12 protein-coding genes are annotated in these 14,856 nt (G+C 68.0%); 6 read left to right on the top strand and 6 right to left on the bottom strand.

Annotation, left to right across the window (positions count from 1 at the left end; all coding sequences use genetic code 11):
• Positions 1-14 precede the first annotated feature (14 nt).
• The 3 genes from AC1Q7Q_RS13500 to AC1Q7Q_RS13490 are packed head-to-tail and all read right to left on the bottom strand — an operon-like array spanning position 15 to position 5,976.
• Positions 15-1,511 carry an efflux transporter outer membrane subunit gene (locus AC1Q7Q_RS13500; RefSeq protein WP_492387171.1) on the bottom strand — a complete coding sequence of 499 codons (1,497 nt, stop codon included), beginning with the start codon at positions 1,509-1,511 and terminating at the stop codon, positions 15-17.
• Position 1,512: 1 nt separating this feature from the next.
• Entirely contained in the window at positions 1,513-4,728 is a 3,216-nt protein-coding gene (locus tag AC1Q7Q_RS13495) for an efflux RND transporter permease subunit (RefSeq protein ID WP_492376598.1), read from the bottom strand.
• A gap of 15 nt (positions 4,729-4,743) precedes the next feature.
• Entirely contained in the window at positions 4,744-5,976 is a 1,233-nt protein-coding gene (locus tag AC1Q7Q_RS13490) for an efflux RND transporter periplasmic adaptor subunit (RefSeq protein ID WP_492376597.1), read from the bottom strand.
• Positions 5,977-6,674: 698 nt separating this feature from the next.
• Here AC1Q7Q_RS13490 and AC1Q7Q_RS13485 point away from each other — a divergent pair.
• From AC1Q7Q_RS13485 to AC1Q7Q_RS13460, 6 genes are all read left to right on the top strand, one after another.
• On the top strand, positions 6,675-6,854 hold the full coding sequence (locus tag AC1Q7Q_RS13485; protein ID WP_492376596.1) for a hypothetical protein: 180 nt from the start codon (positions 6,675-6,677) through the stop codon (positions 6,852-6,854).
• A gap of 46 nt (positions 6,855-6,900) precedes the next feature.
• On the top strand, positions 6,901-7,449 hold the full coding sequence (locus AC1Q7Q_RS13480) for a sigma-70 family RNA polymerase sigma factor (RefSeq protein ID WP_492376595.1): 549 nt from the start codon (positions 6,901-6,903) through the stop codon (positions 7,447-7,449).
• A complete protein-coding gene (locus tag AC1Q7Q_RS13475; RefSeq protein WP_492376594.1) occupies positions 7,446-8,237 on the top strand; it encodes an anti-sigma factor family protein in 792 nt (263 codons plus the stop codon). The genes AC1Q7Q_RS13480 and AC1Q7Q_RS13475 overlap by 4 nt, the downstream gene beginning before the upstream one ends.
• A 196-nt stretch (positions 8,238-8,433) precedes the next feature.
• Complete coding sequence (locus tag AC1Q7Q_RS13470) at positions 8,434-8,892, top strand: hypothetical protein (protein ID WP_416053151.1); 459 nt, start codon at positions 8,434-8,436, stop codon at positions 8,890-8,892.
• Positions 8,893-9,201: 309 nt separating this feature from the next.
• Positions 9,202-9,930 carry an IclR family transcriptional regulator gene (locus tag AC1Q7Q_RS13465; protein ID WP_492376593.1) on the top strand — a complete coding sequence of 243 codons (729 nt, stop codon included), beginning with the start codon at positions 9,202-9,204 and terminating at the stop codon, positions 9,928-9,930.
• A 233-nt stretch (positions 9,931-10,163) separates the two neighbouring features.
• Positions 10,164-11,393, top strand: a complete 1,230-nt coding sequence (locus tag AC1Q7Q_RS13460; protein ID WP_492376592.1) for a GGDEF domain-containing protein — start codon at positions 10,164-10,166, stop codon at positions 11,391-11,393.
• Between the two features lie 37 nt (positions 11,394-11,430).
• On the opposite strand, the gene AC1Q7Q_RS13455 is transcribed toward AC1Q7Q_RS13460, so the two are convergent.
• From AC1Q7Q_RS13455 to AC1Q7Q_RS13445, 3 genes are all read right to left on the bottom strand, one after another.
• The gene (locus tag AC1Q7Q_RS13455) at positions 11,431-12,297 is read right to left on the bottom strand and encodes a citryl-CoA lyase (protein WP_492376591.1); all 867 of its coding nucleotides are present in this window, start codon (positions 12,295-12,297) and stop codon (positions 11,431-11,433) included.
• The gene (locus AC1Q7Q_RS13450; RefSeq protein ID WP_253933369.1) at positions 12,294-13,493 is read right to left on the bottom strand and encodes a CaiB/BaiF CoA transferase family protein; all 1,200 of its coding nucleotides are present in this window, start codon (positions 13,491-13,493) and stop codon (positions 12,294-12,296) included. The genes AC1Q7Q_RS13455 and AC1Q7Q_RS13450 overlap by 4 nt, the downstream gene beginning before the upstream one ends.
• Before the next feature lie 72 nt (positions 13,494-13,565).
• A complete protein-coding gene (locus tag AC1Q7Q_RS13445; protein ID WP_492376590.1) occupies positions 13,566-14,543 on the bottom strand; it encodes a Bug family tripartite tricarboxylate transporter substrate binding protein in 978 nt (325 codons plus the stop codon).
• Between the last annotated feature and the right edge of the window lie 313 nt (positions 14,544-14,856).

Genomic DNA, 14,856 nt, shown 5'->3' with positions numbered 1-14,856 from the left:
ACACATCGGGCACGCTACGGCGCGGCCGCCGGGCCTGGCGCGTTCGCGCTGTAGTCGAGCGGCGCGTCCGAGGGGCGGGGCGTGTCGCCCGCGCGCTCGATCCAGCCGCCGCCGAGGAACTGGTAGAGATCGACCAGGTTGGTCAGCCGTTGCAGCCGGGCGTTGATCAGCAGCAGTTGCGCGCTGTAGAGGTCGTTCTGCGCGGTCAGCACGCTCAGGTAGCTGTCCACCCCGTTGCGAAATCGCAGGTCCGACAGCACCAGCCGCCGCTCTTGCGAGCCGGTGAAGCGCTCAAGCGCCTTGATCTGGTTGTCGAAGGTGCCGCGCGCCGCCAGGCCATCGGACACCTCCCGAAAGGCGGTCTGGATGGCCTTCTCGTAGGTGGCGATCTCGATGCGCTTCTGTACCTGCGCCAGGTCCAGCGCGGCGATGTTCTGGCCGCCCTGGAAGATCGGCAAGGTGATCTGTGGCGCGAACGACCAGGCGCCGGAGCCCGGCTTGAACAAGCCGCCCAGCGTGGGCGACAGCGTGCCCGCGCTGCCGGTGAGCGTCACCCGCGGGAAAAACGCCGCGCGCGCCGCGCCGATGTTGGCATTGGCTGCCCGCAGCGATTGCTCCGCGGCGGCTATGTCCGGGCGCCGGGTCAGCAGGTCGGACGGCAAGCCCGCCGGGATGTCGGCCAGCAAGGCCTGGCTGTTGAGCGGCAGGCCAGGCGGCAGGTTATCCGGCAGCGGCTCGCCCACCAGCAGCACCAGTGCATTCTCGGACTGCGCGCGCAACCGGCTTTCCGTTTCCAGGTTGGCGCGCGCCTGCTCGACCACGCCTTCGGCCTGGCGCAGGGCCAGCTCCGAGCCCGTGCCGACGTCAAACTGCAGGCTGGTGATGCGTAAAGACTCCTCGGCCGTCACCAGCGTTGCGCGCGTGACGGCCAGCGCGTCGTCGTAGCTGAGCATGGTGAGGTACTGGTTCGCCACCGACGACAGCAAGGCTAGCTCCGCCGCCCTGCGGTTTTCCGCCAGCGACAGGAACTGCGCGAGGGCCTGGTCGTTCAGGCTGCGGATGCGGCCGAAGAAGTCGATTTCCCACGACGCGCTGAGGCCCACCGAATACTCGCCGGAGATGGTCTTGCCAAGGAAGGACAGGTTCTCCGGCGTGCGCGAGCGGCTCTGCGAGGCCACCGCGTTGACGGCCGGGAACAGGCCGGCGCGGCTGATCTGGTACTGCGCGCGCGCCGCCTCCATGTTCAGCACCGACACGCGCAGGTCGCGGTTGTTCTTGAGCGCGAGTTCCAGCAAGCGCTGCAGGCGCGCATCGGCAAAGAAGTCCCGCCAGCCGATCTCCGGGGCCGGCGTGCTGGCCGTGGCGCTGGCGGCGTCCGGCTGGGCGTCGTAGACGCCGCCGGCCGGGAAGGTGGGGGCAACGGGGGCGGCGGGGCGCTCATAGCGCGGCTGGAGCGTGCAGCCGGCAGCCAGGATGGCGGTGGCGGCGGCGATCAGTGCGAGTCTGGGCATCTCAATGTCCTTGGCCAGGCGTGCCGGCGTCGCCATCGCTGCTATCGCTGCTATCGTCATTGCCGCCGCCCGCATGGCCGGACGGGACGGGCGCAGGCGGCGACCCGGGCTTGTGCTTGGTCTTGCTGAACTTGCCGATCACGACGAAGAACATCGGGATCATGAAGATCGCGAGGAAGGTGGCGGTCAGCATCCCGCCGATCACGCCGGTGCCGATCGCATGCTGGCTGCCGGAGCCGGCGCCATTACTGAGCGCCAGCGGCAGCACGCCAAGGATGAAGGCCAGCGATGTCATCAGGATCGGGCGCAAGCGCAGGCGTGCCGCCTCCACCGCCGCGTCGACGGTGCTCATACCCTGGTCGCGCAGGTCGCGGGCGAACTCCACGATCAGGATGGCGTTCTTCGCCGACAGCCCCACCGTGGTCAGCAGGCCGACCTGGAAGAAGACGTCGTTCTCCAGCCCACGCAGGGTGGCGGCCAGCAGCGCGCCCAAAATCCCCAGCGGCACCACCATGATCACCGAGAACGGGATCGACCAGCTCTCATACAGCGCGGCCAGGCAAAGGAACACGACGAGGATCGAGATGCCATAGAGCAGTGGCGCCTGCGAGCCGGATTGGCGCTCCTGGTACGACAAGCCGGTCCATTCGTAGCCGATGCCGTCGGGCAGCTTCTGCGCGATGGCTTCCATGGCGTTCATCGCCTGGCCGGTCGATTTGCCGGCTGCCGCCGAGCCCTGGATCTCGACCGCCGGGATGCCGTTGAAGCGTTCGAGCTTGGGGGACCCGAAGATCCACGCCCCCGAGCCGAAGGCGCCGAAGGGCACCATCGTGCCAGTCGCATTGCGCACGTACCAGGCGTTCAGGTCCTCCGGGTTCATGCGGAACCTCGGTTCGCCCTGCACGTAGGCCTTCTTGATCCGGTTGTCGGTATCGAGGAAGTTGTTCACGTATAACGACGCCCAGGCGGTCGAGAAGGTCTGGTCGATGTCGGCGGCGCTGACGCCCAGCGCATTGGCTTTTTCGCGGTCGATGTCGACCTTGAACTGCGGCGTATCGTTCAGGCCGTTCGGGCGCACCTGTGCCAGCAGCGCGTCCTTGGCCGCCATGCCGAGCAGCATGTTGCGCGCCTGCATCAGCTTCTCGTGGCCCACGCCGGCACGGTCCTGCAACTCGAAGTCGAAGCCTGCGGCCGTGCCGAGTTCCGGAATGGAAGGGGGGTTCAACGGGAACACGTTGGCGTCCTTGTATCCGGCAAAGTGCCCGAAAATCCGCCCGACCAAAGCGGGTGCTTTCAGGTTGGCGGACTCCCGCTGGGAGAAGTCCTTGAGCCGCACGAACACCAGGCCCGAGTTCTGGCCGCGGCCGGCAAAGCTGAAGCCGTTAACCGTCAGCACCGCTTCCACGGATTCCTTCTCGCTGTTGAGCAGGTACTCCTGCACATCCAGCAGCACCTTGGCGGTACGCTCCTGCGTGGAACCCACGGGTGCCTGCACCAGCACGAACATGGTGCCCTGGTCCTCTTCGGGCAGGAAGGCTTTCGGCAGGCGCACGAACAGCAAGCCCACCAGCAGGATCACCATCAGGTAGATGACCAGCCAACGGCCCGAGCGCCGGATCACGTGCTCCACGCCGCCGTGGTACTTCTTCTGGCTCCTGGCGAAGGTGCGGTTGAACCAGCCGAAGAAGCCGGTCTTTTCATCGTGGTGGCCTTTCGGGATCGGCTCGAGCATGGAAGCGCACAGCGCCGGCGTCAGGATCAGGGCCACCAAGACGGACAGCACCATGGCGGCAACGATGGTCAGTGAAAACTGCCGGTAGATCGCTCCCACCGAGCCGCCGGAGAATGCCACCGGCACGAACACCGCCGAGAGCACCAGCGCCACGCCCACCAGCGCGCCGGTGATCTGCTCCATGGCCTTGCGCGTGGCGTCGCGCGGCGACAAGCCTTCCTCGGCCATGACCCGCTCGACGTTTTCCACCACCACGATCGCATCGTCCACCAGCAGGCCGATGGCCAGCACCATGCCGAACATCGACAGGGTGTTGATCGAGAAGCCAACGACCGACATCACCGCGAAGGTGCCCAGCAGCACCACGGGCACCGCGATGGTCGGGATCAGCGTGGCGCGCAGGTTCTGCAGGAACAGGTACATCACCAGGAACACCAGCACGATGCCCTCGATCAGCGTCTTGATCACTTCCTCGATCGACAGCGTGATGAACGGCGTGATGTCGTACGGATACTCCACCACCACGCCTTGCGGTGCGTAGCGCTGCAGGTCGGCCATCTTGGCGCGCACCGCCTTGGCCGTGGCCAGCGCGTTGGCGCCGGTGGCGAGCTGGATGCCGAAGGCCGCGGTCGGCCGGCCGTTGTACTTGGTGTCGAAGTTATAGTTCTCGCCGCCCAGCTCGATGCGCGCCACATCCCTCAGGCGCACCTGCGAGCCGTCGGTATTCACCTTGAGCAGGATATTGCCGAACTGCGCGGGGGTTTGCAGCAGCGTGGCCTCGGTGATGGTGGCTTGCAGCATCTGGCCCGGCACCGACGGCGTGCCGCCCAGGCTGCCGCCAGCGACCTGCACGTTCTGCGCGGCCACCGCGTTCTTGACGTCGATCGGGGTCAGGCTGTAGTTGTTCAGCTTGGTCGCGTCGAGCCAGATCCGCATGGCGTACTGCGAGCCGAACAGCGTCACCGTGCCGACGCCGTCGATCCGGCTGACCGGGTCCAGCACCTTCGACGCCACGTAGTTCGCCAGGTCGTAGCGGCCCATGCTGCCGTCCTTGGACACGAAGGCGAGGATCAGCAAGAAGCTGCTGCTCGACTTGGTGACCTTGGTGCCCAGCTGCTGCACGGCCTGCGGCAGCAGCGGGGTGGCCAGTTGCAGCTTGTTTTGCACCTGGACCTGCGCAATGTCCGGGTTGGTGCCGGCCGCGAAAGTGAGCGTGATGGTGGCGGTGCCGGAGTCGTCGCTGGTCGACGACAGGTACAGCAGGTGGTCCAGGCCGCTCATCTGCTGCTCGATTACCTGCGTGACGGTGTCTTCGACGGTCTTGGCGGAAGCGCCGGGGTAGGTGGCGCTGATCTGCACGGCCGGCGGGGCAATCGTGGGGTACTGGGCAATGGGCAGCGTGGTGGTCGCGGCGAGGCCGGCCAGCATCAGGATGATCGCGATCACCCACGCAAAAATCGGCCGGTCGATAAAGAACTTTGCCATGAAGCTGGCTCCCGGTTATTGCGCGGCCGATGCTGCCGATGCTGCGGAAGGCGCCGATGCCGCTGGCGCGCCGGCGCCAGGCATGGCCTGCGCGCCGGAGGCCGGCTGCGCCGGTACCTGGGCTTCGACCGGCTTGACCGTCATGCCCGGCTTGGCTTTTTCCACGCCATTGACGATCACGCGATCGCCCGGCTGCAGGCCGCTGTCCACCACCCATCCGCTGCCGTAGGTGCCGGTGGTGACAATCTGGCGTTGCGTCACCTTGTTGTCCTGGCCGACGACCAGCGCCACGGCCTGCCCCTTCGCGTCATGCGTGACGCCGATCTGCGGCACGACGATGGCCTTGTCGTTGACGCCCTCGTCGATGCGCGCGCGCACGAACATGCCGGGCAGCAGCACGCGATCCTTGTTCGGGAAGATCGCACGCACCGTCACGGATCCCGTGCTCTGGTCCACGCTCACGTCGGTGAACTGGAGCTTGCCGGGCTGCGGATAGGCGCGTCCGTCTTCCAGCAGCAGCGTGACCTTGGCGGCATTGGCGCCGGTGGTCTGCAGGCGGCCCTCCTGGATCTGGCGGCGCAGCCGCAGCCCCTCGACGCTCGATTGCGTCAGGTTGACGTAGACCGGGTCCAGTTGCTGCACCGTGGTCAGCAGCGTGGCCTGGCTGGCCTGCACATAGGCGCCCGGCGTGACCTGCGACAAGCCGCTGCGTCCGCTGATGGGGGACACGACATCGGTGTAGCCCAGGTTGATCTGCGCGGTTTCCACCCCTGCCTTGCCCGATGCCACGTCGGCCACGGCCTGGCCCAGCGCGGCCACGGCGTTGTCGTAGTCCTGCTTGCTCACGGCGTTGGACGCCACCAGGATCTTGTAGCGCTGGACCAGTGCGTTCTGCGTGCCCACGTTGGCTTGTGCCTTCGCCAGCACGGCCTTGGCGTTGTTGAGCGCGGCAATGTAGGGCGTTGGGTCGATCTTGTAGAGGCGCTGGCCCAGCTTGACCTCATCGCCCTCGGTGAACTCGCGGCGCAGCACGATGCCGTCGACCCGCGCGCGCACCTGCGCGACCAGGTACGCGCTGGTGCGGCCCGGCAGTTCGGACGTGACGGGCACGGTGGCCGGCTTGACGGTGACGACGCCGACCTCCAGCGTCTGCGGCGGCGGCGCGGCGGGCTTCTGTCCGCATGCAGCAAGAATTACGGCAACCGTCGCGGCACTGATATGGCGAAAGGGAACCCGCTCGATGCGCATGAAGGGACCTCGGAATCGGTGAAAGTGGACGAGAAGCACAAACAACACGCGCACGCGCTGGCCACCCGGCATGGACAGGCAGAGCCGCTACACGGCACGGTAATCGGAGCCGTGCGCCGGCAACCGTTGTCCCGGTTGGCGCCTGGCAGGTGAGCAACCGCCGCCCCGGCCTTGCCGGCTGGCGGGCGGCTGTCGTGGATTCGGCTATGGATAGGCGCTGCGATCAGGGCGCCGGCGATGGCCGCAAGCCTCGCGCGGCGTGCGGGACAGGCCGCTAAAGCTTGGATGCCCGACCCTGCCATGCGGCGTGGCAGGACAAAGGCGAAGAGGGTAGGGGGAGGTGATTTCCGCAAACCGAATGCGAGCCCGTATCAGTGCACTCATGCCAGCCATTGCGCGATCACGGCATCGTGTCGTTGCACGCTGTGGCCCTTCCGGCACCGCCACAGCCGGGCGAAATGGTGCATCACATCACTCTAGATCACTTGCATGACAAAGCAAGAAGCGTCTCGAAGTATCGTGCGCCGCACGGGCCGGGCCAAGATGTGGGCCATGCTGCGCGCTGCGTGGGAGCGGGGGCAAAACATCCGCTTTGCGGAATAAAACCGGGGCGCCACGCGTTTACTCGGGTGGGCAGGACCGATTGGCGGCATCACCCGATGGCGTCACCATGCGGCCCGCCCGCCAAGGAGACCAACATGAAAGCGCTCCGCCTGGTTTCTGCCCTGCTGCTAGCCTTGATGGCGGTGGCGGCCTGTTCTTCCGATGGCGGTGGCGACGGGTCCGGCGGCGCCTCGGCCTCGCGCGATGGCAGCCGCGGCACGAGTGGCACGAGTGGCACAAGTGGCACCGGCGGCATGGGGACGAGGGGATATTGATCCCTGCCCCGATGCCTGCAGATGCGCCCCCCATGTCCTGTCAGCAGTGAGCGTTGGCGACGACATCGCGGTCTGGCTTCCGCAGCTGCGGCGCTATGCGCGCGCGCTCACCGGCGACGCGGCGTGGGCCGATGACCTGGTACAGGACACCGCGGAGCGCGCGCTTGCCCAAGGCAAGCGGCTGCCCGCAGGCATCCAGGCCCGGGCCTGGATGCTGACCGTGCTGCGCCACCTTTACATCGATCAGTTGCGCCGGCGCCGCGAAGTGGCGCTGGATGCGGCCGATCCGCTCTGGCAGCGGCAGGCGGCCCCTGCCAGCGAAGTCGACGGGCTGATGCTGCGCGATGTGCAGCGTGCGCTGTACCGCCTGCCGATCGAGCAGCGCGAGGTGCTGCTGCTGATCGTGCTGGAAGGCCTGCGCTACCAGGAAGCCGCCGCGGTCTTGCACGTGCCGCTGGGCACGGTGATGTCGCGCCTGTCCCGCGCGCGCGAGCATCTGCGCGCGTTGCTGGCCGATGGCGCCGGCGGCTCTGGTGGCACGGGTGGCGCCGGCGAGCGGCACGTACCGCTAAGGGTGGTGAGGAACACGCCATGAACGACGACCGCGGCCCCGGCCCCGCCTCTGACCCGAACGCCAGCGAGCCTGCACCCGACCTGGCGCGGCTGTGCGCGCTGGTGGACGGCGAATTGCCCGAGGCCGAAGGGGCGGCCCTGCGCGCGGCCCTCGCGCATGACGCGCGGGCGGCGGAGCTGGCGGAGCACTATGTCCAGCAGAACGCCGCGCTCAAGGCCTTGTTCCCGCTGCCAGCGGACCTGCGCTACGTGCTGGTCCGGGCGCGCGTGCCGTGGTGGCGCAGTGCGCTTGCCGCCACGGGCTGGGTGATGGCTGGCCTGGCGCTTGCATTCGGCGTGGCGTGGCTGCCAGGCGCCAGCGCGGACCCCAACGCATTTGCGCGCCGTGCCGACGCCGCCTATGTGGTGTTCGCGCCTGAAGAGCGTCATCCGGTCGAGGTGGCGGCAGCCGACCAGGCGCACCTGCGCGCGTGGTTGTCGCGCCGGCTCGCGCGTACGCTCACCATTCCGTCGCTGGACGAATACGGCTTCACGCTGCTGGGCGGTCGCCTGCTGGCGGGCGAGGCAGGCCCGGCCGCCCAGCTGATGTACCAGGACCCGGCCGGCGAGCGGCTCACGCTCTACATCACGCCGGCCGCGCCCGCCCTGGCCACGCTTGGCGTGCTGCGCCAGGCGGATCGCCGCACCTTTTACTGGGTCAGCGGCGGGGCCGGCTATGCGCTCTCCGGCCAGTTGGCCGAAGCGCGGCTGCGCGCCATCGCCGGCGATGTCTGCGCGAGCCTGGGCGGCGATCCGCAGGCATGGCAATAACAAGGGACAAGGGAGCGCGGAACGCAGCGGGAATGCATGGAATAAACGGGGCGCCTGATCCGTTTACCGAATGCAGGAACGCGCGCCGCGCAAGCGTGCCAGCGGGTCCGGCAGGCAAACCGATGTGCCGCGGGATGCGGTTCGGGCAATAGCCCGGCGCATCGCAACGTCGGGCATTCGATCCCGGGATGACATCATGAGCAAGGCTCTGGGTGCCGTGGCGGCGTTACTTGCCGGCCTCGGCCTGAGCGCGCCCGCGGCGGCGCAGGCGGTGGCCGCGGACGCATGGAATGGCTATTCGTCGCCTTGCCAGCAGATGGCAGGGCAGGTGGAGATCGACGGCTACCTGCAACAGGTGGTGGGGCTGGCCTGCCTGCAGCCGGATGGCTCCTGGCAGATGGTGGATAGTTCGGGCGGCGCGGTGGCGTATGGGCAGCCGGCTTACTACTACGACCCTTGGTACTGGACGCCGGTTGGCGTCGGCTTTGGCGCGAGTTTTATCTTTGTCGACCGCTTTCATCACGCGCACAACATGCACCGCGTGTTCCTGCCGCGCCCGGGCGGCGGCTTCCATGGCGGCTCGCGCGGGTCGTTTGTCGGCGCGCCACGCGGCGGCTTCCAGGGCGGGTTCCATGGTGGCGGCCATCATCACTGACGCAGGACGGCGCCCAATGTGAATGCGCGACAGGCGCCGCCACCGGATTGCTTGGCCGCACGCTTCGCGCGGGCCCTGCGTCGCTTCGCCGCAGGGCCTCTGGCCAGCGAGGCATCCCTCCACACCCGCTCGTGGCACCGATTGACAAGGCTGGTACCGTTCTGTACCGTGGAACTCCGTGCGGCTATGCCACTGGCTTTCCCCGGCCGACGGGATGCCGGCCCTGTGCCACGCCGCCGCTCCGCTTTTTCCCGCATTCCTGCATTCCCGCATTCCCGCATTCCTGACCTTTCCTGCCCTGTTTCCTTCATGCCACGTAAAGCCGCCCAGCTCTCCGAAGCCGACAAACATGCCGCCGAAGGCGGCGCCGTAGCCGTAGACCGGGCCTTGTTCGTGCTTTCCGCGTTCCACCTGGGCGACACCACGCTGAGCCTGGTGGAGCTGGCCCAGCGCACCGGGCTCTACAAAAGCACGCTGCTGCGCCTGCTGGCGTCGCTGGAGCATGCCAGGCTGATCCTGCGCCATACCGATGGCCGCTATGGGCTAGGCCCGGAAGTAGCGCGGCTGAACTCGGTGTATTCGGCTTCGTTCTCGCTCGAGCTCATCGTCATGCCGGTGCTGCGCCAGCTGGTGCAGGCCACGCGCGAAAGCGCCGCTTACCACGTCGAGCAGGGCGAGCACCGCCTGTGCCTGTACCGCGTCGACTCGCCCCAGCCGGTGCGCGACCATGCCAAGGCGGGCGAGCTGCTGCCGCGCAACCGCGGCGCCGGTGGCCGCGTGCTGCGCGCGTTCAGCGGGGCGCGGGGGGACCTTTACCAGAAGATACGGGAAGAGGGCGTCGCGGCGATGGTCGGGGATCGTCTCCCGGAGATTGCCGGCGTATCGTCGCCGGTGTTTGGCCCGGACGGCGAGCTCAAGGGCGCGCTGACCCTGACCTGCCCGACGCCGCGCTTCGACGAGGCCTTCCGCCCGCACGTCCTGCGGGCAGCCCGCGACCTGACCCTGGCGCTGGGGGGCACGTTCCCGTTTCCCGCCTGAGCTGCCCCAGATCGGTGCGGAACCGGTTCGGGTGTGGTGTTTGCTCCCCGGCGTTTGCGCCTTGCTCCTTGTGCCGTGCCCGGCAGCCAGGACGATGCCCGGCTTGTCGGGGGTGGCCCTGTCGGCGTCCGTGGCGATATCATGCGCCTTTGCGAAGTTGACCACGCAACCGGGCCTGCCTCTGAAGCCTTCCGTCAACGTCACCGGCAACACGGCATCTTCAAAGGAATTCCGTGCAGTTAGACCAGCAAACGATTGTCGTCGTCATGGTGGTGGTGTACGCCAGCACGCTGGCCATTTCGGCCGGCCTGCTCGGCGCCTTGCGGCCCAGCGCGGCCGGGCGCCTGTGGGCGCTCGGGCATCTGCTGGTGTCGGCCGCCGGGCTGGTGCTGGCGGCCAACGCTTCGGCCAGGCTGGTCTACGTCAGCGCGGGCGGGGCGGCTGCCTTTATCGCCGGCAGGCTGCTGATCTACCGCGGCGTGCGGGTGTATTACGGCATGGCGTCGTGGGATCGCACGCTCGCGGTGGGCGTGACGGTGGCAGCGCTGGCGCTGGTTGGCGCCGCCGGCATGGCTGGCGGCCAGGCACGCATGCATGTGATCGGCTACGGCTGCCTGGCCCTGGTGGCGGTGCTGACGGTCGTCACCCTGCTGCATGCCTACGATGGCCGGCGCAGCGTGGGCACGCCCCTGGTGGTGATTGCCAGCCTCGTTCACCTGGCCACGCACCTGGCCGGATTCGCCGCCGGGCTGGCAGGCAACGTGGCCTCAGGACCGTTCTATGCCAGCAGTGCCAACGGGATCTTGCTGGTGGCGCCGCTGGTGGGCACCTTGCTGGCCTTGTTCGGGTTTACGGTCATGGCGATGGAGCAGGTCATTGCCACCAATGAAAGCGGCGCCAGGCTCGATGCGCTGACGCGCCTGCTCAACCGGGGCGCGCTCGACAAGGCGGCCATCAGCCTGGTGGCTGCCTGGGAGCGTCACGGCCAGCCCTTGTCCTGCCTGGTGATCGATATCGACCATTTCAAGCAGGTCAATGACCGGCATGGCCACCATGCCGGTGACACCGTGCTCAAGCTGATCGCCGAGGCTATCGACAACTCGCGGCGTGCCTCCGATGTGGCCGGGCGCTACGGCGGCGAGGAATTCTGCATCCTCTGCCCGCATACCGACGAGGGCCAGGCCACCGCGCTGGCCAACCGGATCCTGAAAAAGGTGCGCGGCATTGCGCTGCCCGGCGACTCGGCGGCGTTTGCCAGCGTCAGCATCGGCGTGGCCGAGCTGCGGGGCGGGGCGGCGGGGGTGGAAGGGTTATGGCGCGCCTTGTTCGCGGCGGCCGACCGGGCGCTCTATGCGGCCAAGGAGTTTGGCCGGGACCGCTATACGCTGGCGTCCTGGATGGCGCCGTCCACGCGCCCGGTGCCCGGCGACGTGGGCGACTCCGCCCACGTGCCTGGCCGCTAGGACCGCTAGGGCCGGTAGCGTTGCCTCTGAGCCTGGATCAGTCCTGCGCCGTCGGCACGTCCCGGGGCGGGTGGCCGTCGTAAGTCCAGATGTACTGGCGCGGGATCGGGCCCTTGTTGCGGCCGCCTTGCTGCGTTTGCTCCCAGGCATGCGCCAGGATCCCGACCGAGCGCGACAGGCAGAACAGCCCGCGCGCCAGCGGCGCCGGGAAGCCCAGCTCCGCATAGATCACGGCCGTGGCCCCGTCGATATTCATGGGAATCGGCTTGCTGCGGCCCGCGCCCAGTTCGGCCTCCACCGCGCGTGCAATGGTGGCGAAGCGGCCCGAGACCACGCCATCGGCCGCGGCCTGGCCCACCAGCGCCAGCAGGCGCGGGGCGCGCGGGTCTAGCGGATGGAAGCGGTGGCCGAATCCGGACACGAACTTGCCGTGGTTGTCGCGGTAATCCGCCAGGGCGGCCTTGACCGCGGCTTCCTGGGTTTCGCCGCCGTCGATACGGCGTGCCACATCCTGGTACAGCTCCACCGCCTGCTCGCCGGCGCCGCCGTGCACATCGCCCAGCACGTTGACGGCGGACGCCATCGCATTGTTCAGGCCCACGCCACAGGTGGCGGCCATGCGGGCGATGGCGATGCTCGGCGCTTGCGGGCCGTGGTCCACCGCCGACATCAGCGCGGCGTCCAGCAACTCGCCTTGCCCGCGCGCCGGCAGCTCGCCGCGCAGCATCAGCCAGATCATCTGCGCGAACGACACCTGGCCGATCAGTTGCTCGATGGGATAGCCGCGGTAGCGGATCTCGCCGGGCTGCATGTCGATGATCTCGGTGCGCCACCAGTCCTGGGAGAGGCGCTGGCCTTCGTTGATGTCATTGGTGCCGGTGTTTGCCTTGGTAGGTTCACTCATACCGCGCGCTCCTTTTGCAGGGTTTCGATATCCGCCTCGCCGTAGCCAAGCTGGGCGAGGATCTCACGGGTGTGCTGGCCGAGCTCCGGCGGCGGGGTGTCGACCGACGGGGCCTCGCCATTGAGCTTGAAGCCCGTGCGCACCAGCCGGATGTCGCGGCCCACGCCGGGCACGTCGGCAAACTCACCGATCATGCCGCGCCCGCTCACCTGCGGGTGATCCAGCGTTTGCGGCACGCTGTAGACCGGGCCGGCCGGCACGCCCGCCTCGTTGAACAGTTTCCACCACGCATCGGCGGATTTCTTCGCCAGCTCTGCCTCCAGCTCGCGCGTGAGTTCGGCGCGGTTGGCCAGCCGCGCCTGGCGCTGCGCGAAGCGCGCGTCGGTGGCAAGTTCCGGGCGGCCCACCACGCGGCAGACCGCTTCGAACTGCTCCTGCTTGTTGGCAGCGATATTGATCAGGCCCTCGCCGGTATGGAACGCGCCCGACGGGCTGGCCGTCATGTTCTCATTGCCCATCGGCGCCGGGGTCTTGCCTGCGATCAGGTAGTTGGACACCACCCAGCCCATGGTGGCCAGGGTGGCTTCCAGCATCGACACGTCGATGAAGTAACCCTCGGTGCGCTGGTGATCCGCCAGCGCGGCGGCCACGGCAAAGGCCGCGGTGATGCCGCCGATGGTGTCGGAGACCGGGTAGCCCACGCGGTATGGCGCGGTCTGCGGGTCGCCGGTGATGCTCATCACCCCGGACATCCCCTGGATGATCTGGTCGTACGCCGGCAGGTCCGACAGCGGGCCGTCCTGCCCGAAGCCGGAAATGGCGCAATAGATCAGCTTGGGATGGATCTGCTTGAGCGCCTCGAAGCCCAGCCCCAGGCGGTCCATCACGCCGGGGCGGAAGTTCTCCACCAGGACGTCGGCGCTCTGCACCAGCTTGCGGAAGACTTCCTTGCCGCTCGCGTGCTTGAGGTTGATGGTGATGGAGCGCTTCCCGGGGTTCTGCGCCAGGAAGGACACGCCCATGAGCCGGCTGTTGAGCTCGGCGTCGGCGCCCAGCTGGCGGGCCAGGTCGCCGGTGCCGGGGGTTTCCACCTTGATGACCTCGGCGCCCATATGGGCGAGCTGGTGGCAGCAGAAGGGCCCGGCCAGCACGTTGGTGAGGTCGAGGACGCGGATATGGCGTAGCGGTTTTTGCATGGCGAGGCTTTGAGGTGTGGGTGCCGCGGCGCTTCGCAGTGGCGAAGCCGGCCGCGGCGAGCGGCGAAGGCGTTACTCTACCTTGGCGCCGGACTGGCGCACGAGGGTGCCCCAGCGGGTGTTTTCAGCCTTGATGAACGCGGCCAGGTCTTGCGGGGAGCCGCCGCGCGGCTCGCTGCCTTCCTCACGCATCTTGGCGATGGTATCGGGCTGGGCGATGGCCTTGTTGATCTCCTCGTTGACGCGCTTGACGATCTCCGCCGGCGTGCCGGCCGGCGCCACCAGCGCCTTCCAGTCCTCCGCCTGGAAGCCGGCATAGCCGCCTTCGATCACGGTCGGCACGTCGGCCAGCAGCGGCAGGCGCTTGGCCGAGGTCACGCCGAGTGCGCGCAGCTTGCCGGCCTTGATCATCGGCAGCGCGATCGGCGGCGTGGCGAAGTAAAAGTCGGTCTGGCCGCCCAGCAGGTCGGTCAGCGCCGGCGAGGCGCCCTTGTAGGGCACGTGCAGCATCTTGATGCCCGTGCGGCGCGCGAACATCTCGCCCGTCAGGTGGCCCACAGTGCCCGTGCCGGCCGACGCCATCGAGAGCTGCCTGGCCTTGCCGGCGGTGACCAGGTCGGCCAGGTTCTTGTACGGCGCGTCCTTGCGCACGATCAGCACCAGCGGTTGCGCGGAAACCAGTGCCACCGGGGTGAAGTCCTTGACCGCGTCGTAGGGCATCCTGGGGTACAGCGTGGGATTGATCGCCAGGTTGGCGGTCTGGCCCATGCCGAGCGTGTAGCCATCGGGGCGGGCCTTGGCCACCGCGTCCATGCCGATATTGCCGCCCGCGCCAGCGCGGTTTTCCACCACCACGTTCCAGTGGGTGGTCATGCCCACCTTGTTGAACACCAGGCGCGCCATGACGTCGGTGCCGCCGGCCGGCGGGAAAGGGACCACCAGGCGTACCGGCTGGCTCGGATAGGTGTCCGCGGCAGCGGGGATGGCGCCTGCGGCGAGCAGGGCGGGGACTGCGAGCAGCAGCAGGGCGCGGATGGGGAAGCGTTTCATTGTGTTGTGTCTCCGGATTGGGGTGGTGCACGGCACCGGCGGATGATTTTTGTGTTCTGTAGAATAGAACGTTAGTCTTACTTAGGGAATTTAGGTGGGAGGATAGGAGGGGGGAGGGGGGATGTCAAGGGGTGGGGTTTGGGAGGGATTTGTTGCGGCGTTGGTTTTTGTAGCCAAGGGCCGTACGACATCTGCCTGCGGGGTTGGTCTGCTGTTTCTTTGAACGGCGATGGTTATTGCACCCAAGAGCCATACGACATCCCCCTGCGGGGGCTGCCGGTCACTCTTCTTTGCGTCGGCAAAGAAGACTAAC

The organism is Cupriavidus sp. GW823-FHT07A04, assembly GCF_058794615.1.
This window is presented reverse-complemented; position numbering and strand designations above follow the sequence as displayed.